Genomic DNA, 24,289 nt, shown 5'->3' on the forward strand with positions numbered 1-24,289 from the left:
ATTCCCGTCTAATGAGATGTTAGCGGGGATTTCTTATTCCAAGATTGGAATTTATCTTTCTTTTTATAACTTACGCTTTCGTTCATAAATAAAGGAGGTGGTTTGAATGTTCAATCACCAAACTATAAAAAAGTTACTTTTAGTGTCAGCAGCATTTCTCTTGTTCTTCTCTGGAGTTAGTTTACATGGTGATCTATCTCCTTCTAGCCACAAAGCATTCGCCCAGTCTGAAACGGAAGAAAATCTTGAAGTAAACGATAGATTTATTCGCAAAGATTTATATTCGAATTACATAGAAACATATGGGCATCTACCAAAACCTCAAACTGAAACCCTCATACAGGGAGAAGACTTTATTAATACAGATGATATGAATTCCGAAATATTAACCAATTTTGAAGGGGCTAAGGGCCAGGTAGTTAAAACGGATGAGACTGGATCCATTACTTGGGAATTTGATGTCCAAGAAGAAGGTTTATACAATATTTCATTAAAGTATTTTCCTATAGAGGGAAAAAGCTCTTCTATCGAAAGGGAACTCTTAATAAATGGTGAATTGCCATTCCAAGGTGCAGCTACTTTAACTTTTCCACGGACTTGGAAAAATGAGTTGGATGAAATAGAACGTGATAACCGTGGGAATGATTTAACACCGCGTCAAGTGGAAAATCCAATATGGATGGAAGTAGATATAAGAGATAGCGAAGGATATTATACAGAACCGTATTCGTTTTATTTTAAAAAAGGAAAAAATACAATTACCTTTGTGTCTTCAAGAGAGCCAATGGTGATCGATTTTATAAAACTATATCAAGTGAAGGGCGTTCCTACTTATGAAGAGGTAAAAGCAGAATATGAAAAAATGGGTTATTCAGAGGCTGAAGGTGTTCAAATAAAGTTTCAGGGACAAGATGCTTCTTTAAAATCGGCACCAACTCTGTATCCTATTAATGACCGATCAAGCCCTTCGACAGAGCCTTATGATATTTCGAAAATTAGGATGAATACGATTGGCGGTCATAATTGGAGATGGCCGGGCCAATGGATTTCATGGAATGTTGAAGTGCCTGAAGATGGCTTGTATAAACTCGGTGTGAAATATAAGCAAAATACGTTAAGAGGTATCTTTTCAGCCCGAAAGTTATTCATTGACGGGGAAGTTCCATTTAAGGAAATGGAAAATATCCCATTTTATTATCATAATGGCTGGGAATTAGAAGTGCTTGGTGGGGATGATCCATATTTATATTACTTACCAAAAGGAACACATGAAATAAAATTGGAAGTTACGCTCGGTGAAATTGCCCCATTGCTTCGCACGGTGGAGGAGAGCGTTTTAGAACTAAACTATATTTACAGAAAAATTCTAATGGTAACTGGAGCTGTGCCAGATCCGTATAGGGACTATCAATTAAATAAAAATGTTCCTGAAATGATGGAGATTTTTGCTCGTCAAAGCAAGGTGCTTAACGAAGTAGCAGATGAACTAGCGAGAGTAACGGGTGAAACAAGTGATCAAACAGCTATTTTGAAAACAATGGCATACCAGTTGGAAGACTTCGTCAATCGCCCAGATACGATTCAAAGAAGGCTGGATACATATAAAATCAATGTCGGCGGATTAGGTACATGGATATTAACAGTAAGAGAACAGCCACTGGAAATCGATTACTTTGTACTTAGTGCTCCTAACAAAAAAATGCCAAAAGCGGATTCTTCTTTTATCCATAAAGCAGTACATGAAATTGGCAGCTTCTTTTATTCCTTTATTGAGGATTATAACAGTATCGGAAATGTGTCAGAAGATGCTGATGCTGATACAATCACAGTCTGGATTGGAACAGGGCGAGATCAGGCGCAAGTCTTAAAGGCGATGATCGATGATACTTTTACCCCTGAAAAAAATATTAATGTGAATTTAAAGCTTGTACAAATGGATGTGCTTCTTCCTGCAACTTTGGCAGGGCAAGGCCCGGATGTGGCGATGCAAGTTGGAAATGAAATCCCTGTTAACTATGCTATGCGTAATGCAGTAGCTGATTTATCCCAATTTCCAGATTTTGAAGAAATCACTCCAAGGTTTAGAGAAAGCGCTATTCTCCCGTATCGTTTTAATGGTGGAGTATTTGCCTTACCGGAACAACAAATATTTAATATGTTGTTTTACAGAAAAGACATCTTCGAGGAACTAGGCTTGGAAGTTCCGCAAACATGGGAAGATCTATATAAGATTATTCCTGCTTTACAGAAAAATCATATGGATATTGCATTACCACTCGTACAGGACCCTCAATTCCCAGGAGAGGTACAAAACTTGATTCCAAACCAAGCTTTTACAATGATGTTATTCCAGAAGGATGGAGAGCTATATCGGAATAATGATACATCAAGTGATCTGGATTCTGAGATATCGATGGAAGCTTTTAAAGATTGGACAAGTTTATATACGAACTATAAACTGCCATTGAAATTTGATTTCCCTAACAGATTTAGAACAGGGGAAATGCCACTCGGAATTGCTGATTATACGTTTTATAATCATCTTTCAGTATCAGCGCCGGAAATAAGAGGTTTATGGGAGTTTGTTCCAATTCCTGGAACTGTTCAGAAGGATGGAAGTATTAGAAGAGAGGTTAGCAGTATGGGGACATCTGCCATTATTATGGAGCAATCTAAAAATAAAGATGCTTCATGGGAATTTTTAAAATGGTGGACTAGCAAGGATGTGCAAGTCCGTTTTGGTAGAGAAATGGAAGGTTTGATGGGTGCAGCTGCTAGGTATCCAACAGCTAATATTGAAGGATTAAAAGAACTTCCATGGCCTGTAAAGGATTACATGCAGCTTGAAGAACAATGGCAATGGGTACAAGGAGTACCTGAAGTACCGGGAGGATATTTTACAGGTCGACATTTGGATAATGCATTCAGGGAAGTAGTAAATAACGGCACAAATCCTCGTGAAGCATTGAATGATTTCATTATTTATATTAATGATGAAATCCGTGTAAAGAGGAAAGAGTTTAACCTGCCGCTGGAATAGGAGGGGGACACCATTTTACCAGAAACAAAGCAATCAGAAACCGCTATGGCAAGCCCCATTGCAGGAATACAGCAGTTTCCTGTAAAGAAGCCGTCATTCTTTCAAAGAGTGAAACGGAATTTAGACTTGCATAAACATTCATATATCTTGATGGCACCTTACTTTATATTATTCTTTTTGTTTACGATTCTTCCGGTCTTAATTTCAATTGGTATCAGCTTTACTTACTTTAATATGCTGGAGTTTCCACGCTGGGTCGGATGGGATAACTATGCGAGACTATTCCTGGAAGATGATGTATTTTTAATTTCTTTAAAGAACACGATTTTATTTGCGGCCATCACAGGTCCAGTCAGTTATGTTGCTTGTTTTGTGTTTGCCTGGTTAATCAATGAATTTCCACCTAAAATTAGGGCGTTTATGACTTTGATATTCTTTGCCCCCTCTATTTCGGGTAATATTTATTTCATTTGGCTAATCATTTTTTCGGGTGACACATATGGTTATGCGAACGGATTTTTAATGAAAATTGGCTTAGTTTATGAGCCGATTCAGTGGCTGCAAGATCCTAAATATGTGCTTGCCATTGTCATGCTTGTACAGTTATGGCTTAGCTTAGGTACTAGTTTCTTGGCATTTATTGCAGGATTACAAACGATTGACAGAACATTGTATGAAGCGGCGGCAATTGATGGTATTAGAAATCGTTGGCAAGAGCTTTGGTATATTACACTTCCGTCCATGAAACCGCAATTATTGTTTGGAGCGGTTATCCAAATTACTACTTCGTTTGCGGTAGCGGATGTATCGATGGCTCTTGCAGGGTTCCCGAGTGTTCAATATGCGGCACATACAATTGTGACACACTTAATAGATTATGGGACCATTCGTTTTGAGATGGGTTACGCATCGTCTATTGCAACGATCCTTTTCATCATAATGATGACGACAAACTTGGTAACACAAAAGTTATTGCGAAAGGTGGGTGAATAGCCGATGGCATTTGCATTACCTTTAAAAAGAAAAAAGAAGTTGAATCGTTCATGGTTCGTTACCCTCATGCTCTTGTTATTCCTTGGATTATTTGGTTCCTTTATGGCACTGCCATTAATTTATACGATCAATAACGCTTTTAAGCCATTGGATGAAATATTTCTATTCCCACCAAGATTTTTCGTAAGAAATCCGACAATTAATAATTTTATCGATTTATTCAATTTAATGGCAAACTCTTGGGTTCCGTTTACGAGATACGTTTTTAACACATTTTTCATCACGATTATTGGAACTGCCGGCCACATTATTTTCGCCGCAGCCGCAGCCTACCCGCTGGCAAAACATAAATTTCCGGGCTCTAATTTTTTGTTTCATATCGTCATATTGTCATTAATGTTCTCACCTCATGTTACAGCGATTCCTAACTATATGACAATGGCTGCACTTGGGTGGGTGGATACGTATTGGTCAATCATTGTTCCATCCTTCGCCTTTTCGCTCGGACTGTATTTAATGAAACAATTTATGGAGCAAATACCTGATACGTTACTTGAAGCCGCAAGAATTGATGGGGCAAGCGAATATCGTATATTTTGGACAATCGTGATGCCCATGGTTAAGCCAGCTTGGTTAACGTTAATGATTCTTCTCTTCCAACAGTTGTGGGGAACGGATGGCGGGAATTTTATTTACAGCGAGGAATTGAAAACAATGCATTATGCGATGGGGCAAATCATCCAAGGTGGAATTGCAAGGGCGGGAGCTGCAGCAGCAGTAGCCTTACTTCTTATGTCGGTTCCTATCACAGTCTTTTTATTCTCGCAATCTAGCATTATCCAAACAATGTCTTCTTCTGGAATGAAAGACTAAGGGGGCGGAAGAGATATGAAGCTTATTTCAAGAACTATTTGTTCAATTACAATATTGTTGTTGCTTGCGGCATTCGTAGTACCTTCTGCTTCTGCTGATGCACCATATGACGGATACAATTTTTCTTATTGGAAAAAATCGGAGCCAGCTGCAGTCCCATATCTTCCTGACATGGTTATTGATGGACGGGATTCTAATTTTGGAGTATTTAATGCACCAGACGATCTGTATGTAACAAAAGACAAAATATATATATTAGATACAGGAAATAACAGGATCGTTATCTTGGATAAAAATTATGAGTTCGTGTCTGAGATTAAAGAATTCCATAATGGTAACCAGTCTGACAGCTTTAATCTGCCCCAAGGTATATTTGTAACAGATGAAAATCGAATTTATATAGCGGATACGGGAAATCAAAGGGTAATAGAACTAACTGGGGATGGGAATTTTGTAAGAGAAATTGGTCCTCCTGAATCTGATGTTATTCGTAAAAACTTTGAATATCATCCAATCAAAATTGCTGTTGATAAAGCACAGCGGATTTACGTGATTGGTAGAGGAATATATGATGGCATCATTGAATTTGATTCAGACGGAAATTTCACTGGATTTACAGGCGCGAATAAAGTGAAATTTAAACCCATTGATTATTTTTGGAGATTATTAGCAACGAAAGAACAAAAGGCAAAGATGTCCCTATTCATCCCGATAGAATATAACAATCTTGATCTTGATGAAGAAGGGTTTATCTACACAACGAACTCTGAAAAAAATACAACTACCCCACTGCAAAGGCTGAATCCAACCGGGACAGACGTAATCCGGAAAGATGGTTACCACAATGTTGTTGGTGATATTTATTTTCCGCAAAGGGGAGTTATGGCGGGTGGCTCATCGTTCGTTGATATAAGTGTAAATGAATATGGAATGTATAGTGGGCTTGATTTAAGAAGGGGCAGAATCTTTACATATGATGAAGATGGTAACCTTCTCTATATTTTCGGGAAAACAGGTAACCAAGTAGGTACGTTTAAAACACCTACAGCAATTGCCAGGGTGGATGAAGATATTTTAGTACTAGATAAAGGTTTTCATAATTTAGTTGTGTTTAAACCGACTGAATTCGGATCAAATGTTAACCAAGCAGTAAAGCACTATCACCTTGGGAATGACAATGAAGCTGCTGAATACTGGAAAAAAGTATTACGTCTGGATGCCAATTATGAAGTGGCATATGTAGGAATTGGAAAAGCGCTCTTAATGGATGGAAAAAACAAGGAAGCCATGACCTATTTTAAAAATGGAAATAGCAAAAAATATTTTTCAAAGGCATTTAAACGCTATAGGCAGGAAGTAATGCGTGAGAACTTTGGTTTTGTCATGGGTGCTATCGTCCTGTTACCGTTATTATACTTCGGATATAGATTCTTTATAAAGGTACGAAGAAGGAGGGCGAATGCTGTTGTGGAATGAATTAATTAAATATCCTTTCTACGTAAGCATCCATCCATTTAAAGGTTTCTGGGATGTTAAGTATGAAGGAAAAGGAAGAACTAAGATTGCTTTGTCCATTCTTTTACTATTAACGATCATTGCTATTTTGAAACGGCAATATACCGGTTTTGTTGTAAATTTCAGTAATCCAAATACATTAAACAGCTTAGACGAGCTAATTTATATTATATTGCCATTCTTTCTCTTTTGTGTCGCGAACTGGGCAATTACAACTTTGATGGACGGTGAAGGGAAGTTCGTAGAAATTATTACAGTAACCGCCTATTCACTGATTCCGATGGTAGTCATTTATGGAGTGACTACAATCATTAGTAATTTCATTACATTTGAGGAAGCACCACTATTCTTTTTATTAGAATCAGCAGCGATGTTTTGGTTTCTTGGTTTGCTGTTTGTTGGGGTAATGACCGTTCACCAGTATTCTGTAAGTAAAACAATCGCCACCTTTATTCTGACAGCAATCGTAATGGGAGTAATCATTTTTTTAGGTTTACTTTTCTTCAGTTTACTCCAACAACTCATGACATTTGTAGAAACAATCTACAGAGAAATTATTTATCGGTTCTAGAAGGGAGGTAAAGATATGTCCCGGACGCTAAAAATCATTAGCATCTTGTGCATAATTCTATTGTTAGGTGGGATGAATCCATCTGTTCTTGCGAATACAGAAGAATCCGACACAACAGAAGCAGAAGTAAGTGAACTGGAAACAACAGATGTAGATAGTACAGATGTCAAAACAACTGAAGCAGACTCTGCGGAAGAAAAACCGGAAGAAGCTACGATTATTTCTCATCCAATAGGCGCAAACGGAATAGACGATATGAAATTAGTAACTTCTACTGATAAGCTTGAATTATTTTTTAATGAAGCTAATGCTGAATTTGCGGTAAAAGAAAAAAAGAATGGAATGACTTGGTTTTCAAATCCAGCTGACCGCGAAAATGATACGCTTGCAGCTGCTGAAAATAAAGGCTTATTAAATGCTCAATTGGCTATAAACTACTTCAATCCGAATGGGCAGACAACTCTCGTAGACAGCTATAAAGATAGTGTATCGAAAGAGCAATTCGAATTTGAGAAGATTGAGAATGGTATAAAAATAACGTATAACTTCGGAAATGCTTCAAAAGGACTTGAACAGTTACCAAAAAAAATAAGTAAAGAGAGATTCGAATCTTTGATTTTAGACAAAATTGAAGACGAGAAGGTTAGAAAAGATTTTGCCAAACGCTATAAATATATTAAGGAAGAAAATGTATATGAGCGAAGGGATGCATCCTTTTCTAAGGTAATTCTAGCTAGAGCTGTAAAATTGTTGGAAGAGATCGGCTATACAGAGGAAGACTTGGCTGAAGATAAAGCCGAGCATGGAGAGGAGGAAGGAGAGGAGCAAAACTTCCCTTTCTTTACAGTCCCATTAATTATTCAGCTTGAAGGTAATAGCTTAAGAGTTAACATTGATGGTAGCGAACTGGATTTTAACCCTCAATATCCTATTAATGAAATCCAGGTATTGCCTTTTTTCGGAGCCGCTAATAACAGTACAGAGGGGTATATATTTGTTCCTGATGGCTCAGGAGCTTTAATCGATTTAAATAATGGTAAGTTTGATTATCAACCCTTTAAAGCACCGATTTATGGGAAAGATAAAGCGGTTCTGGAGAGATGGAATAATCTTGTAAGCGAAACGATTAAACTTCCCGTTTTTGGTATGAAGCAGGGAGATCATGCATTTTTCGGAATTATTGAAAAAGGTGATGCTGTTGCTTCCATTGAAGCGGATGTATCAGGTCGAGTGAACTCATATAATTCCATATTCAGTACATATACCCTTAAGGAATCGGGTGAGATTACACTTTCGGGAAGAGATCGTTCCAACACTGTATTCTTGATTCAAAAAGGTGAGTTCAAAGAGGATATCACAATACTCTATTCATTTTTGGATGGCGACGAAGCAAATTACGCTGGGATGGCCGGGTATTATCAAAATTATTTAATTGATAAGTATCAGCTAGAACCATTAATCGAAGATGATAACACCCCTTTTTACCTTGAAATAACGGGATCAATTTGGAAAAGAAAAACGGTCCTTGGAATTCCATATAAATCATTAGTACCTTTAACGACATTTAGTGAGGCTGAAAAAATAGTTTCGGAATTGGTAGATGCTAATATTAATAATTTAAAAGTCCGATATACAGGTTGGTTTAATGAAGGTGTAAATCATAAGATTCCTTCTAGTGTTCACATAGATCGTAAAATAGGTGGCAAAAAAGGATTTAAGGAGTTTTCGGAATTCCTTGAGAAGAAAAACATTGATTTCTATCCCGATGTTGCCTTTTCAAACGTTTATCGTAATACGATTGGGTTCAGTCCTACGAGAGATGCGTCAAGATTTATTACGAGAAAAGTTGCTGAAATCTATCCAATGGATTTAGCCACTTTTAGACAGGATCAGATGAACCAAAATCGAACTTCACATTATTTATTATCACCTAAAAAACTTCCAAGCTATATCGATGGTTTCACTTCAGACTATGAGAAGTTAAATATTAACAGTTTATCACTTAGAGATTTAGGTGAACAAATTCATGGAGATTATCGAGAAAAGAACGTCATTAACCGCCAGCAAGCAAAAGAAATAGCGGAAGAACAAATAAGTAAATTAGCGAAAAAGTTCCCTGACATACTAGCTGAAGGTGGTAATGCAGTTCTATTTCCATATGCCAAGTCTATTTTGGATGCACCATTATCGAGCAGTGGATTTAATATTACAGATCATAGCGTTCCATTCTATCAAATGGCTATCCATGGATATATTGATTATGCGGGAAGTCCGGTGAACATAAGCGATGATCAAAATGTACAAAAGAATATACTTAAGGCACTAGAGACTGGATCTAATGTTTATTTTAGTATGTTTTATAAAGAGCCTTCCATCATTAAAGATTCGGAGTTTAACCATTTATATTCAGCCCACTATGAATTGTGGATGGAAGAGGCAATAAATATGTATAACGAAGTTAATGAAGTGTTAAAGGATGTTAGGACAAAACCTATTACATCGCATAAGGAACTTGCTAATGGCGTTTATGAGACAACATACGGAAATGACTATTCAGTCATTGTCAATTACAACGGACAGGCTGCAGTAATAGATGGCGTAACCATTGAAGCTGAGAGCTATAAGATTAGACAGGGGGAATAAACATGATTCTTCAAAAGAAAAGACTGTCCCTGGAAGAAAGAAAGGGATTATGGGGCTGGGTTTTTATATCGCCCTGGCTAATTGGTTTCACGTTTCTATTCGCCGTTCCATTATTGCAATCGCTTCGCTATAGTTTTAGTAAGTTGACCCTTACGCCATTTGGCCTAAACCTTGAATATTTAGGACTGGCTAACTATAAAAATGCGTTATTGGAACATGCGACCTATAACAGAACTCTTGCAGAAGTGGTCGTTAATATGGTCGTTAATGTCCCGCTCATTGTTATCTTTAGTCTGTTTATTGCTACGGTGTTGAATCAGAAGTTTCGAGGAAGGATGATTACACGGGCCATTTTCTTTTTGCCAGTTATCCTTGCTTCGGGCGTCATTAGTAATATTGAAAGTGGCGATTTTCTGCAAAGTGCCATGATGGGTGGAGGCGTAAACCCTGAAGAAGCCGGGGGCAATCAATTTGGTCTTAAGAGTTTCGAACTTCAGAAGCTGCTTCTAGACGCAGGTATGAGTGAATTCCTCGTCAATTATTTAACGGGAGCTGTAAATAGGATTTATGAAATCGTCAGTGCATCCGGTGTACAAATCATAATATTCCTTGCCGGACTGCAATCAATTTCACCCCAGCTTTATGAAGTGGCGAAAATTGAAGGTGCTACTGGATATGAATCATTCTGGAAAATCACACTTCCGATGATCAGTCCTCTCATTTTAACGAATGTAATCTACAGTGTTATTGATTCTTTCACGGATAATAAAATGACCACACTACTTCAAAAAACAGCATTTGGACAATATGATTATGGTTTAAGTGGAGCGATGTCATGGATCTATTTTCTTATCATTTCAGTTATTTTATTAATTAGTACCTTCATTATATCCAGGAAAGTATTTTACCAGTAAAGGAGGGGAAGACATGCAGTCAGCTATCACTGAAAAAAAGGAACAGATTCAAGAAGTTACTACAACAAAGTGGGATAGGATAAGACAACACTTTTTCTCTTTTGAAATGGTAAAGAGTATGACATGGGTGATTGTCAGGTCAGTGTTAATCATTGGGTTGTCTTTTGTCATTTTATATCCTATTATATTGAAAGTTTCCATTGCATTTAAACAGAAATTGGATATGTATGATCCTACTATTGTGTATATTCCTCGAAACTTTACATTAGAGAATTTTAAATATGTAATGGAGACCATGAATTACTTTAAAGTGGTTTGGAATTCTTTCCTTCTTTCTTGTGGAACGATGCTTTTGACTACGCTTTCTTGTGCATTAGTAGGATACGGATTTGCTAGATTTAAATTTAGGGGTAGCAATATTCTCTTTGCGCTTGTCATTTTAACGATTCTTGTACCACCGCAAACAATCATGGTACCGACGTATTTACAGTATCGAAACTTCGATTTGTTTGGACTGATTGGCTTGTTTAATGATGGGAACGGAATCAAACTGCTTGGAACGTATTGGCCCTTTGTTATTTCATCGATGACAGGCATGGGACTAAAAGCAGGATTATTCATATTCATTTTCCGCCAATTTTTCAAAGGGGTCCCAAGGGAAATTGAAGAAGCGGCCCTTGTAGATGGAGCGGGTGTTTTCAAAATCTTTACTACTATTATGCTACCAAATGCGGTTCCAGCCATCATTACGGTCATGCTATTCTCTTTTGTTTGGCAATGGAATGACATTTACTTTACGTCGATGTTCATCGACAATGCGAAGGTTATCTCAGTGCAGCTACAAACAGCGGGAGCAACCATTGCACATAAACTGGGGACCGAAGCAGGCAGCTCTTCGGGCACCGTCGATCCGTTTTATTTATCAATGCTCGTAAATACGAGTGTATTACTTTCCATTTTACCGTTGATCATTATGTATATGTTCGTGCAAAGACATTTTGTTGAAAGTGTCGAACGAACGGGAATCGTAGGATAATTTATAGAGGAATGATCTATCAGAGGATGGAAAAAGGGATTGCCCAAAAGGCAGTCCCTGAATTATTTATTGTGACTGAAGAGATCGTGCTTTACTAAAGCACCTGTAACAGAATAAATAAATGACCTGAGCAATTACGCTAAACGCAATCACTGACAAAAATGGAAGGAGGTAAATAAGTACAGCTGACATTACTAAAAGAATGATTGAAATTAATGTAATAGGAAAATACATAATCGAGTACATAAAAGCATGCTTCATCGTTTGTTTGAATCGTAGTTCAAAATGAACGAGAACTGGGAAAAAATAAATAGACATAAACAATAAAATAATTCCGAGTAGTAAAATTGTAGATAAGACGATTATACGCATGAATGTATTTAATTGATCAATTAACATGTAATCCAAATATAAGATGGAAAAGCTAATAAAGAATAATAGCCCAGCCCAAAAGCTTTGTTTAAAGTACTTTTTAAAATATGTGAAGAATGATGAAAAAACATTGATGTGCTTTCCTTCCTTCCAATCTTTTAAAATAGCAAACATAGAAGTTGTTGCAGGGAAAAAAGTAATAAATGGGAATGCGAAAAATAACCAAATTAAATTTAAAAGAAAGAAATTGGAAATGGTCTCCATGACTTCATAAAAGCGATTATTTAATAGTTTCATAGTGGTCCCCCAGAATAAGTCAGTTTGTCAGGTTAATCAAGGTTGAGTAAGATTCAAGGCGATAGTGTTTAGGGGAGACTCCCTTATATTTTTTAAACATTTTGGAGAATAAAAGTGGGTCCTCATAACCAACGGATCGAGATATATCACCAATCGATAAATCACTATTGCTAAGAAAAGAACAGGCTTTGTTTAATCGATATTGAATCAAATATTCTTGAATACTTGAATTAAGATATTCTTTAAACAAAGAAGAGAGATAACTTCGATCAAGTCCTATGTATTCGGCGATACTGGCAATCGAAATTTTGCTCGCATAATGAGCTTCAATATAATCAATGACTGTATGAATATATTCTTCTTTTTTTATTAATCTTCTAATTGTTTTTTGCTTTGGATATTCTCCTACTAAAGTTGATAGAAGTAAAAATAATAGTCCGTGAATTTTAAGTTCATCTTCCGTATTATTGTATTCTTGATCAATACAAGATAGAAACTCCTGAAAAAACATCTCATTTTGATCATATGAAAAAACGGGAGATTCCATAGTTAGGTTCGTTTCATTAATAATATTTTCTGCTTGAATTCCGTGAAAGGCTATCCAGCAATACGTCCATGGGTTGGAATGATCTGCTTTATAATATGTTACAACGCCAGGTTTAATTAAGAACGCTTCTCCTTTTTTAATATAATGAGTTTTATTTCCTACTTTAAAGGTGCCTTCACCTTCGATTACAAAGTGAATCAAATAACATTCACGAGTATCTGGACCGTGATAATGACTAGGATAGCAATACTCAATTCCATAATTATGTATAAATAAGTCTTTATAGAAAAAGTTATTAGGTACATAAACTAAGGTTTGAGTCAACGAGACAATCCCCCCTTTATAAACTTTTGAAAGCGCTTTATAATTAATTATAACATATCAAAATTATATTGTTGCATATATTTACAATATTTATATTATTTGGAATAAGAGAATCCGAGTAAGTCGATTGCAATGATTGTAAACCTATGAAGCAATCGATACAGAAACCTTGACACTTATCATGAAATATCTGATGATAAAAGAGTAAAATCGCTTAAAAATGCGAATTATTTTTACAATGAAAAGGAGATGTCTGGATGAATTATCGTCGACTTGGAAGATCAGGTTTAAAAGTTAGTGAAATTAGTTTAGGCAGTTGGCTGACATACGGTAAGTCAGTAGAAGATGATACAGCGACAAAGACAATACATAAAGCGTACGAATTAGGCATTAACTTTTTTGATTCTGCAAACGTTTACGAGCGTGGCCAGGGTGAAACAGTTATGGCTAAAGCATTGAAGGAGTTTCCACGTGAATCATATGTCATCACGACAAAAGCTTTCTGGCCAATGGGTGATGGCCCAAATGACAGAGGTTTGTCGCGTAAGCATGTATATGAAAACCTACATAATAGCTTAAAGCGTATGGAATTGGATTATGTCGATATTTTCTATTGCCATCGCTATGATCCTGAAACACCAGTGGATGAAACATTGCGTGTCATTGATGATTTAATTCGTCAAGGAAAGATTCTTTATGCAGGAGTAAGTGAATGGACTGCAGCTCAAATAGAAGAAGCAGTTGGAATTGCTGATAAATATTTATTAGATAGAATAGTTGTAAACCAACCTCAATATAATATGTTGCATCGCTATATTGAAGATGAGGTTATTCCTGTATCTAGTAAATATGGAATCTCTCAAGTTGTATTTTCTCCACTTGCCCAAGGTGTTTTAACTGGAAAATACTTGACCGGCAGCATCCCAGAAAATAGTCGCGCTGCAAACGATAATATTAACATGTTTGTAAAAGGCTTCTTGAATGAAGATGTACAAAGAAAAGTAGCTCAACTAGATACATTAGCAAAAGAACTAGATACAACATTGCCTGCTTTGGCGATCGCTTGGATTTTACGTCAACCAAATGTAGCAAGTGCATTAGTTGGTGCAAGCCGTCCTGAACAAATTGAAGCAAATGTAAAAGGTGCAAGCTTGCAATTATCAAGCGAAGTGATTAATAAAATTGAAGAAATCTTAGCTTAAACATTGAGGATGTTCCAAAGTGCTTTGGTTGGTCCTCTCCACACCATGAATTAAAAATGGGAGGAGACGGTTTTTCCCACCTTTCTTTGGAACGCCCTCTTTTTATAGGTTCTGATAAACATGTATGTTGATTTCCGCTCCAGGCACTCGCTTTCCGCGGGCGGTGCGGGAGCCTCCTCGGCGCTAAAAGCGCCTGTGGGGTCTCCCGTTAACCGTGTTTCCCACAGGAGTGCGCCTTCCGCTCCAATCAACAGTGGGAAATCCACAATGTTTAACAGAGCCTTTACAAAAAATATGAGGGAGAGGTTGAAGCATGGAACAAAAATTTGCAGCTCAATTATTTACAGTTCGTGAGGAATTGGTAAAAGGAATCAGACCTGTTTTTCAAGAATTAAAACAAATGGGGTGGGCCGGTGTTCAGATTTCTGCACTTCCAGAAGGACATGACCCACATGAAGTTGCGGCTATTTTAAAGGAGACCGGTTTAGGGACTGCCGGGATGCATATTTCATTAGATCGCCTGGAAAATGATCTAGAAAATGTCCTTAAAGAGGCAGATCTTTATGGCACGAAAGACATTGTTTGCCCATACCTCCCACAAGAATATTGGAATCAAGAAGGATATACGAAAGTAAAAGAAAGCTTGAATGCTATTGCGAGAAAAGCTCCAGAATATCGAATCAGCTATCATAACCACGCTTTTGAATTAGAGACGGAAATCAATGGAGTTTCTGCTCTTGAATTTTTATTAGAACCTTCAGAAGATAATTTGATTTTAGCTGAAGTTGACGTGTACTGGGTAAAAAAAGGAGGACGAGATCCGCTTTCCTTTATCCAACCTTATGCCAACCGAATGCCGATCATCCATTTAAAAGATATGACGAATGACGAGAAGGAATTTTTTGCAGAAGTCGGTACAGGTCAAATTGATTTTGTTCCAATTTTACAATGGGGCGAAAAGTCGGGTGTTGAATGGTATGCGGTAGAGCAAGATGTTTGCCCAGGAAACCCGATGGACAGCTTGAAAATCAGCTTGGAAAATTTAATGAAATTAAAAGAGCGCGTATAATTGGAGGTGTGTTCATGGATCAGGTAAGAATAGGCATTATCGGAATGGGTAATATGGGATCAGGTCATGCTAGTAATATTTTTGATGGCCAAATAAGTGGTGCTGTTTTAACTGCGATTTGTGATGAGAGGCCAGATCGACTCCAATGGGCCGAGAACATGTTTGGAAATAAGGTTCAGAGATTTAGTTCGTATGATGACTTTTTCTCCAATGCCGATATAGATGGAGTCATTATTGCCACTCCGCATTATGATCATCCTTCACTTGCCATTAAGGCTTTTGATCGTGGATTGCATGTTTTGAGCGAGAAACCAGCTGGGGTTTATACAAAAAATGTAAGAGAAATGAATGAGGCTGCTGAAAGAAGCGGGAAAGTATTTAGTATGATGTTCAACCAACGGACCAATCCGCTCTATCAAAAAGTGAGAGAGCTCATTTCTTCCGGGGAGCTAGGTGAAATCAAACGGACGAATTGGATTATTACAGATTGGTACCGCTCACAAAGCTACTATGACTCTGGTGGCTGGCGTGCTACTTGGGCTGGAGAAGGTGGTGGCGTTATGCTCAATCAATCCCCACATCAGCTTGATTTATGGCAGTGGACAACGGGCCTAATGCCAAAGCGGGTTCGCGCATTCAGTGGCTTCGGGAAATACCACGATATTGAAGTGGAAGACGATGTTACTGCTTATGTCGAATATGAAAATGGAGCGACCGGTGTGTTCATTACTTCTACTGGAGAGGCACCTGGAACGAATCGATTTGAAATTGCCGGTGACCGTGGAAAACTCGTCGTAGAAAATAATAAACTAACCTTTTCACGATTAAGACAGTCAGAACGTGAATTTAATCGTACATATAAAGGTGGCTTCGGCGAACCAGAATGCTGGAATATTGATATTCCAATCCATGGAAAGACGACGGAACATATAGGTATTATGAATAATTGGGTCGATGCCATTTTAAATGGGGCGGAACTGCTTGCACCAGGTGAAGAAGGCATTAAAAGTCTAGCGATTTCAAATGCAGTCTATTTATCTAGCTGGACTGATGACTGGGTGGAAATGCCGATTGATGAAGATCTTTATTATGAGAAGCTACAAGAAAAAATTGAACAGTCTACTTTTAAAAAGGCAGCCGCAAAGGATATTACGTTGAATGTAGGCGGAACCCATTAATGATATGATAGATTAAATCCGGTGAGATCAAAAGTCTCTCCGGATTTTAAATGTCAAGAATGAAAGGGGAGCTGTTTTAATTGAAGCAACAAAATTTTACAAGCGGAAGTATATGGAGGCAGCTCATTACATTTTCAGCCCCCATCATGGCAACGAACCTTCTACAAATCTCTTATCAATTCATTGATAGTTTATGGGTTGGTAATTTAATAGGTGCCGATGCTCTTGGAGCAGTTGCGGTATCGAGCACCGTTATTTTTACGGTCTTATCTTTTATTATTGGTATTAATAATGCTACGTTAACGATATTGTCTCAGCTAAAAGGGAAGGAAGATCCAGCTGGTCTACGGAGCCATGTAAATGCCTTTACCGTCATTCTTGGAATGATGGCAATTATTCTTGGAGTAGTCGGGTTTGTATTTACAGAAAATATTTTAAGAGTCCTTGGGACGCCTGACGCCATGATGGCGGATGCATCGAGTTATTTAAAAATCAACTTTTTAGGTATTCTTTTTTTATTTGGCTACAATTTTATTGCTACAGTATTCCGTGCACTGGGTAACAGTAAAACTCCATTACGATTTGTCATGATTGCGGTCGTTTTAAATGCGGTTTTAGATCCTTTATTTATCTATGTGTTCAAATGGGGGATTCAAGGAGCCGCCTATGCGACGATTTTTGCCCAAGGAACAGCATTTATATATGGACTATTCATCAGTCTCCATCATAAACAAATCCCGTTTTCTGTGCCTTCGATCCCTAGAAAAGAGGAAGTTTCTCTAATATTAGGTCAAGGAATTCCATCAGGTTTACAAATGATGGTGATTTCCGCTGGTTCAGCAGCCATTATGAGTGTTGTAACAGCGTTTGGAAGTGGTACAGTAGCTGGGTTTGGTGCTGCACAGCGTTTAGAGAGCATCATTATGCTTCCGGCATCTGCACTTGGAACTGCTGTGAATAGTATGGCTGGGCAAAATATTGCAGCTGGCAAATGGGATCGGGTTCACAAAATTACATTATACGCAACACTACTAAATCTTGGTGCAATGCTTGTTGCTTCTACATCCATCTTCCTTTTAGCCAGTTTAGGTATTCGATTATTCATTTCCGATGCAGAAGCTGTGAAGTTTGGGACTGAATATATTAAACTAGTTGCCTTTTTCTTCCCGTTTTTAGGGTTTAATTTCGTATGGAACGGGGTCGTAAGGGCTTCAGGTGCAGCCGTTCAAGTGCTCGTGTTGAACATAATATCTTTTTGGCTACTGCGCTATCCATTAACATTCTTGTTTTCTAATATTCTAGGCGAAAAAGGGATTGCCCTTGGCATGGGAGTCAGCTTTTTTATAAGCAGTTTCTTTGCCTTTGGGTATTATCAGTTTGGGAAGTGGAGGAAGAAGGATTTATTTGTAGATAGGGAAAATAAAAAAAGTGTAAACGCATGAAATGAGTGGATAATATATGAGTATAATAAAAATGTACATGATAAAAATGCTAGGATATATGATTGTGGCACTGCCATTCTATATTATTGGTAGGGTTATTTTTTTAAAAAAGAAGAAAAAGCGAGTAGAACCTATACGTGAGTTGATACTTGCTCTATTTGTTTTATACATAATTGGACTAGCTTCACAAACCATTATTCCAAGGTGGAATGCTGGAATATTAGGAGAAACAGGTGAATTCTATTTTGATATTTATTTATTTAATGAAATTGCACACGTAAATCTGATCCCCTTCCACACTATTAGTCAATATTTTTTCACTACGAATGCAAATGTAGATAATTGGAGTGGCTTATCGCTAATAAATATCGCTGGAAACATATTTGTGTTTTCGCCGATTGGAGTATTTGTTCCTATCCTTTGGAGCAGATTGAGATCCTTGGGAAAAATCTTTTTACTAGGGTTAGGTGTTACTTGTTTTATCGAATTTGTCCAATTATTCATTGGGCGCAGCACCGATATTGACGATGTGCTTTTAAATACAATTGGTGTTGTAATTGGATATGGGATTTATTCTTTGTTAAAAATTCCTTACTATAAAGTAGCCTTTCGTTAATAATTATTTATTTTCTAGTAAACAATCGTTCATAATTTGTTAATAACTCCTGCCTATGATGAAAACAAGTAATCAATCGTTAGGAGGAATGGACGATGACAGAGATGAATGATCAAAATCAAGAAGTTATGGATTCTACGGAAAGAGCAAAACCATATTTGAAACCGAAAAAAACAGGATTAAAAAGGTTTTTTTCAACGGTAGGTGCTGGTGTGATTGGGTCAGCTTTAACACTGACAGCTGTAACGTATACTCCATTATTAAAAGATGCGAATACATCTAATATAACTGATGTTCCTGCTTCAACCGTGCAAAAAGGGAATGATAGTTCATATTCAGTGCAAAACGTATCAGCCAACACAAAATCGCTTGCAGATATGGTAGAAAGTACATCGAAAGCAATTGTGGGAGTTGTTAATTTTCAAAATAAACGTAGTCAATTTTCACCTATAGAAGAAAGCGCTGAAGTCGGTTCTGGATCCGGCGTTATTTTTAAAAAAGAAGGGGATCAGGCCTATATTGTCACTAATAACCATGTAATCGAAGGAGCTCAGAAAATTGAAGTTTCATTCTATGATGGTGAAAAAGCGAATGCTGAACTCGTCGGAGCGGACGCATTAACTGATCTAGCTGTCCTAAAAGTTGATGGAAAATATGCTGATACTGTATTAAAGTTCGGCAATTCTGACGCATTACGTGCTGGTGATCAAGTCGTTGCAATTGGAAATCCGTTAGGCCTTGATTTTTCAAGAACAGTGACTCAAGGGATTGTCAGCGCCGTTAATCGAACTGTAAATGTAGTTACCTCAGCGGGTGAATGGGATTTAAATGCCATCCAAACTGATGCAGCGATTAACCCTGGTAATAGCGGCGGTGCGCTGATTAATGCTGATGGTGAGCTCATAGGAATTAATAGCTTGAAAATTTCAGAAAGTGGAGTAGAAGGACTCGGATTTGCCATTCCTATTAATGATGCTATACCTATTATCGATGAAATCATTAAAAGCGGGAAAATTGAACGTCCATACATGGGAGTGAGCTTAGCTGACCTAGATCAAATTCCAGAGCAATACCTACGTGGAGTGCCTCTAAGTGTTGAAGATGGCGTAATGGTTGCTTCCATTGAGCCGAATTCAGCAGCAGAAAAAGCAGGTCTTGAAGTGAAAGATGTTATTGTTTCCGTTAATAAAAATAAAGTTAAAAATTCAGGCGAGCTACGAAGATATTTATATACAAAGCTAAAAGTTGGAGATAAAGTTTTGTTAGAAATTTATAGAGATGGAAAGTTAAAAACAATTGATATTACTCTTGCTAGTAAATAGCTTGGAAAAACCTCTTGCTACATAGTAAGAGGTTTTCTTGCTAAATTTTAGATTTCGTTTTAAGTTTAAAGAGAGAGCCCGTAAGGTGGTGTAGCTGGAATGAAAATTTTAGTAATCGAAGATAACGAGAGTGTTGCATCGATGATTGAAATGTTTTTTGCAAAAGAAAACATTAAGGGAGTATTTGTGACAGATGGTTTGGAAGGTTATCATCGAGCCATACATGAGGAATGGGATTGTTTAATTATTGATTGGATGCTTCCAAATATGGATGGTGTGACAATTTGCCGCAAAATTAGGCAGGAAAATAATTCAGTACCCATTATTATGCTAACTGCTAAAGACAGTGAATCTGATCAAGTGCTCGGTCTTGAAATGGGAGCGGATGATTATGTAACAAAACCGTTCAGTCCATTGGCACTCATGGCAAGAATTAAGGCTGTGACAAGAAGATATCATCCTATAAAGGATCAGAAAACAGAAGCAGATATGATTGAAACGACACATTTTAAAATCAATAAAAATACGAGAGAAGTATTTCTTGATGGTGCCCCTATTACGAATTTGACACCAAAAGAATTTGATCTTCTTTTTCATTTTGTTCAGCATCCACGTCAAGTTTTTTCACGTGAGCAGCTGCTTGAAAAAGTATGGGGATATCAATTTTACGGAGATGATCGTACGGTTGATGTCCATATTAAGCGCTTGCGCAATAAAATTGACAATGAGGATCAATCTTTTTTTCAAACGGTATGGGGTGTTGGATACAAATTTGAAGAAGGAAGTAATGCTCAAACATGAGAGTCAAATATTTATATCAGCAGCTTGCGAGTCATGTCAGTGTTATCGTTATTGCCTTTTTAATATTAAGTTTGCTTTTTGCCCATTTTATGAAAAACTTTGTGTATGAAAATAAAATTGATGAGTTAACGTCATACGGCCAAAATATATTGAAAGATTTGGAAAGAAATCGAGGAAGTTCTCAGCAAATCCTTTCAGAGTATGGGCGTGTACTAGCGGGGCGTGATATTCAATATAGCCTATTCGATCAAAGTTCTACCATCATTTATTCAATAGGTAGAACTCCTATTGTAGAACTGAAGGACGAAGAGTGGAGCAAAATTAAGCAAGGCTACACGGTCGTCGTCAAACAAGACTATAAACGACTCGAAGAAGGAGTCACGTTCGTATTGCTTCCGTATATCCATAATCATCAATTTGTAGGAGGCATTTTATTAGCCTCTCCAATAAAAGGGTCAAGGCAGGTAATTTCGCAAATTACTGAGTATTTATTATATACCGTATTCATAGCTGCGGTTGTAGCCTTTATGCTTAGCTGGATTTTATCCGCCTTCCATGTGAAGAGAATTAAACGGCTACGAGAAGCAACTTCACTTGTTGCAGGTGGAGATTATTCTGTCCGTATCCCTTCTTCAGATTTTGATGAAATAGGTGAACTTTCTAGAGATTTTAATAAAATGGTAGAAAAATTAAATATCTCAATGGAAGAGATTGAAAGTCTTGAAAATCGCAGGCGCCAGTTCATGACTGACGTTTCACACGAATTAAGGACGCCGCTTACGACAATCAGCGGTGTCATCGAAGGTATTCGAAATGACATGATCCCCGAATCTGAAAAAGAAAAAGGGATGCTGCTTGCGAGCAATGAAACAAAAAGACTGATTCGTCTCGTGAATGAAAACCTTGATTATGAAAAAATCCGATCCAATCAAATCAAGCTTTATAAACAAGACATACAATTAAAAGAAATGCTAGAAATTATAAAAGATCAATTAGATGTTTTAGCTGAAGAAAAATATAATAAAATCGTTGTAGAAGTGGAAGAAGATGCTGTCGTTCATGCTGATTATGATAGGCTTACACAAATATTAATCAATATTACAAAAAACAGCATCCAATTTACTGAAAACGGACTTATTATTTTAAGAGGTAGAATGGAAACGGATAAAACGATTATTGAAATTGAAGATAATGGGATTGGTATTGACCCGGAAGAAATAGAGAAGATTTGGCGACGATTTTACAAGGCGATGCTCTCAAGAACAACTAATCCATACGGAGAATTTGGGCTTGGATTATCGATCGTGAAACAGTTAGTAAACATGCATAATGGTGAGATAGAAGTATCCAGTGAAAAAGGAAAAGGAACAAAATTTATATTGAAAATTCCATTAAAATAGAAAAAAATGAAAAGTAGGGCTTCCACTTTTGTTCATCTTCATTTAAAATCTTGTTAATAATTTGTTCATATTTACTAGATATCCTATTTTTAAGTGACTTTGAAGGGGGAAAAATAATGGAGAAAAAATCAAGTAAAAAATTCACAATTAGTGTGATTATATTAATTGTAGTAGGATTAGCCGCTATTTTTACAGCTGCTTTTTCAAAAAGAGAGATTGTTGCGAATGTCGGTGGTGAAAAAATCACTCAAGCTGAATTGAATGATGTACTTGTGAAACGTTATGGACAAGATACACTCGATTCATTAATAGAGAAAAAAGTAATTGAATTAGAAGCTAAAAAGGAAAAAGTATCGATTTCCGATAAGGATAAAGAGAAGGAAATGGATTCTTATATTGAGCAATATGGAGGCAAGGATGCATTCAACGCAGCCCTTCAGCAAAGTGGATTATCGAAAAAAGATATTGAACAAGACGTTATTCAATATTTATCGATTAAAAAAATGCTAGAACCAAAAATTAAAATTACCGAAGAAGATATGAAAAAATATTTTGATGAAAATAAAGATTCTTTTGATGAAAAAGAACAAGTACAAGCTAGCCATATCTTAGTGGAAGATGAAAAGAAAGCTGAAGAAGTAGAGAAGAAGATAAAAGAAGGCAAAGATTTTGCTGAACTTGCGAAAGAATATTCCACAGATACAGGAAGTGCTCAAAATGGTGGGGATTTGGGATACTTTCCAAAAGGAAAAATGGTAAAAGAATTTGAGGACAAGGCCTTTTCAATGAATATCGGGGATATTAGTGACCCAGTAAAAACGGAGCATGGATACCATATCATCAAGTTAACAGGCAAAAAAGCAGCGAAAGACGCAAAATATGAAGATCATAAAGATGAAATCAAAGAAACGTTGTTTAACAAAGAACTTCAAAGTCAATATCAGCCTTGGCTTGAAGGAATAAAAGCAAAATACGATATTAAGAATAATCTAAAGGTTTCTTAAAAGTTTTATATGCTTGAAATATGCCTGATACGCTATAAGTCAAGGAACGACTTAATTCGTATCAGGCTTTTTCTATTTGACGAAAAGCTAGCGAAAAAGGCAGGAATGAAATTTGGTAAATCTCTAAATTTGTTTTCGATTCGGACAAATGCGGTAACGAATTATGACAAATCCCCGATTTCGTTCTCGAACCGGAATCCAGCATTTCTATAAATTTTCCATTTCCAAACATTTTTGTAAAGAGTATCGGGCATGCTAAAAGATGTGACGATTGATAACGAAGGAGGAATGGAAAAATGAATAAGAAAGCGTTGGCATATATATTTATGCTCGTGCTATTTTTCGGAATGGTAGGGACAGGAACTGTATATGCGCAAGACGTAAGTGGAGCACACCAAAAAATCGGAAACTACCATCATAAAGGTGAATTCACCCAAGATCTTGAGTTGCTAAAACAAAAAGCAAAAGAAATGGGAATCGAAACAGAAGGAAAAGATGCACAAACGCTTCATAAGGAATTAAAGGAAGCGTATATCAAAAAACATGCCGAAGCACTTGGGATTAAAACAGAAGGAAAGGATATGGAAACGCTAAAGAAAGAAATTCGGCATGTATGGACATTACAGATTGCCAAAGAGTGGGGCATTAGCACAAAGGGCAAAGATGATAAGACTATCATGAAAGAAGTTAAAGAGGCTAAGCTAAAAAAAGAAGCGAATGAATTTGGTATTTCCACAAAAGGAAAAGACTTTAAACAAATCAAACGCGAAATTTATGCAGCAAAAGTTTTAAAATATGCGAAAGAGATGGGTATCTCGACGGAAGGCAAAGATATTTACGAATTAGGTAAGGAAGTCCATGATAAGATGATTTACAATGCAGCTGAAAAGTTAGGCGTTGAAACGGAAGGTAAAACACCGAAAGAAATTTTCCATGAAATCATGATCAATCATGGCGAAAAAGCAAGGGAAATGAAGTTGTTCCCTTTTAGAGAAGAAAAAATATATTTCTTCAGAGATGAACAAGAAGACCAAGATCACGGTGAATAACATGAAAGGAGCTTTCCAGTATGGTAAGCTCCTTTTATAGTATGAAACCGAGGACGGGACATCAAAGCCAACCGGTTTTGT

General features: G+C 37.0%; 20 protein-coding genes. 18 read left to right on the forward strand and 2 right to left on the reverse strand.

Annotation, left to right across the window (positions count from 1 at the left end; genetic code table 11):
* The first annotated feature begins 106 nt into the window (after positions 1-106).
* The 8 genes from KHA93_RS20325 to KHA93_RS20360 are packed head-to-tail and all read left to right on the forward strand — an operon-like array spanning position 107 to position 11,585.
* Positions 107-3,040 carry an extracellular solute-binding protein gene (locus tag KHA93_RS20325; protein ID WP_213112380.1) on the forward strand — a complete coding sequence of 978 codons (2,934 nt, stop codon included), beginning with the start codon at positions 107-109 and terminating at the stop codon, positions 3,038-3,040.
* A 45-nt stretch (positions 3,041-3,085) separates the two neighbouring features.
* Positions 3,086-4,033 (forward strand): carbohydrate ABC transporter permease, encoded by a 948-nt coding sequence (locus KHA93_RS20330; protein WP_213112381.1) that lies wholly within the window; start codon positions 3,086-3,088, stop codon positions 4,031-4,033.
* Positions 4,034-4,036: 3 nt separating this feature from the next.
* Entirely contained in the window at positions 4,037-4,906 is an 870-nt protein-coding gene (locus tag KHA93_RS20335) for a carbohydrate ABC transporter permease (RefSeq protein ID WP_213112382.1), read from the forward strand.
* Between the two features lie 15 nt (positions 4,907-4,921).
* Positions 4,922-6,382 (forward strand): NHL repeat-containing protein, encoded by a 1,461-nt coding sequence (locus KHA93_RS20340; RefSeq protein WP_213112383.1) that lies wholly within the window; start codon positions 4,922-4,924, stop codon positions 6,380-6,382.
* On the forward strand, positions 6,366-6,992 hold the full coding sequence (locus tag KHA93_RS20345; RefSeq protein ID WP_349772325.1) for a Yip1 family protein: 627 nt from the start codon (positions 6,366-6,368) through the stop codon (positions 6,990-6,992). Before KHA93_RS20340 ends, KHA93_RS20345 begins: the two co-directional genes overlap by 17 nt.
* 15 nt (positions 6,993-7,007) lie before the next feature.
* On the forward strand, positions 7,008-9,635 hold the full coding sequence (locus KHA93_RS20350) for a DUF5696 domain-containing protein (protein WP_213112385.1): 2,628 nt from the start codon (positions 7,008-7,010) through the stop codon (positions 9,633-9,635).
* A gap of 2 nt (positions 9,636-9,637) precedes the next feature.
* Positions 9,638-10,549 (forward strand): carbohydrate ABC transporter permease, encoded by a 912-nt coding sequence (locus KHA93_RS20355; protein ID WP_213112386.1) that lies wholly within the window; start codon positions 9,638-9,640, stop codon positions 10,547-10,549.
* A 13-nt stretch (positions 10,550-10,562) separates the two neighbouring features.
* Positions 10,563-11,585, forward strand: a complete 1,023-nt coding sequence (locus KHA93_RS20360) for a carbohydrate ABC transporter permease (RefSeq protein ID WP_233711240.1) — start codon at positions 10,563-10,565, stop codon at positions 11,583-11,585.
* A gap of 66 nt (positions 11,586-11,651) precedes the next feature.
* Here KHA93_RS20360 and KHA93_RS20365 read toward each other — a convergent pair whose 3' ends face one another.
* Positions 11,652-12,254 (reverse strand): YesL family protein, encoded by a 603-nt coding sequence (locus KHA93_RS20365; protein ID WP_213112387.1) that lies wholly within the window; start codon positions 12,252-12,254, stop codon positions 11,652-11,654.
* 19 nt (positions 12,255-12,273) lie between these two features.
* Positions 12,274-13,125, reverse strand: coding sequence for an AraC family transcriptional regulator (locus KHA93_RS20370; RefSeq protein ID WP_213112388.1), 852 nt, complete (start codon positions 13,123-13,125; stop codon positions 12,274-12,276).
* A 257-nt stretch (positions 13,126-13,382) separates the two neighbouring features.
* Here KHA93_RS20370 and KHA93_RS20375 point away from each other — a divergent pair, with 257 nt between their 5' ends.
* From KHA93_RS20375 to KHA93_RS20420, 10 genes are all read left to right on the forward strand, one after another.
* Positions 13,383-14,327, forward strand: coding sequence for an aldo/keto reductase family protein (locus KHA93_RS20375; RefSeq protein WP_213112389.1), 945 nt, complete (start codon positions 13,383-13,385; stop codon positions 14,325-14,327).
* Positions 14,328-14,640: 313 nt separating this feature from the next.
* Positions 14,641-15,396, forward strand: coding sequence for a sugar phosphate isomerase/epimerase family protein (locus KHA93_RS20380; RefSeq protein WP_213112390.1), 756 nt, complete (start codon positions 14,641-14,643; stop codon positions 15,394-15,396).
* A 14-nt stretch (positions 15,397-15,410) separates the two neighbouring features.
* On the forward strand, positions 15,411-16,574 hold the full coding sequence (locus tag KHA93_RS20385) for a Gfo/Idh/MocA family protein (RefSeq protein WP_213112391.1): 1,164 nt from the start codon (positions 15,411-15,413) through the stop codon (positions 16,572-16,574).
* A gap of 80 nt (positions 16,575-16,654) precedes the next feature.
* Positions 16,655-18,016, forward strand: coding sequence for an MATE family efflux transporter (locus KHA93_RS20390; protein ID WP_213112392.1), 1,362 nt, complete (start codon positions 16,655-16,657; stop codon positions 18,014-18,016).
* 16 nt (positions 18,017-18,032) lie between these two features.
* Positions 18,033-18,632 carry a VanZ family protein gene (locus KHA93_RS20395; protein ID WP_213112393.1) on the forward strand — a complete coding sequence of 200 codons (600 nt, stop codon included), beginning with the start codon at positions 18,033-18,035 and terminating at the stop codon, positions 18,630-18,632.
* 95 nt (positions 18,633-18,727) lie between these two features.
* Positions 18,728-19,954, forward strand: a complete 1,227-nt coding sequence (locus KHA93_RS20400) for a S1C family serine protease (protein WP_213112394.1) — start codon at positions 18,728-18,730, stop codon at positions 19,952-19,954.
* A gap of 99 nt (positions 19,955-20,053) precedes the next feature.
* A complete protein-coding gene (locus tag KHA93_RS20405) occupies positions 20,054-20,755 on the forward strand; it encodes a response regulator transcription factor (protein ID WP_213112395.1) in 702 nt (233 codons plus the stop codon).
* Complete coding sequence (locus tag KHA93_RS20410; RefSeq protein ID WP_213112396.1) at positions 20,752-22,155, forward strand: sensor histidine kinase; 1,404 nt, start codon at positions 20,752-20,754, stop codon at positions 22,153-22,155. Before KHA93_RS20405 ends, KHA93_RS20410 begins: the two co-directional genes overlap by 4 nt.
* A 116-nt stretch (positions 22,156-22,271) precedes the next feature.
* Positions 22,272-23,159 (forward strand): peptidylprolyl isomerase, encoded by an 888-nt coding sequence (locus KHA93_RS20415; RefSeq protein ID WP_213112397.1) that lies wholly within the window; start codon positions 22,272-22,274, stop codon positions 23,157-23,159.
* Between the two features lie 296 nt (positions 23,160-23,455).
* Positions 23,456-24,208 carry a hypothetical protein gene (locus KHA93_RS20420; RefSeq protein WP_213112398.1) on the forward strand — a complete coding sequence of 251 codons (753 nt, stop codon included), beginning with the start codon at positions 23,456-23,458 and terminating at the stop codon, positions 24,206-24,208.
* Positions 24,209-24,289 lie beyond the last annotated feature (81 nt).

The sequence above is a fragment of the Lederbergia citrisecunda genome, assembly GCF_018343695.1.
Taxonomy (GTDB): Bacteria; Bacillota; Bacilli; order Bacillales; family Bacillaceae_C; genus Lederbergia; species Lederbergia citrisecunda.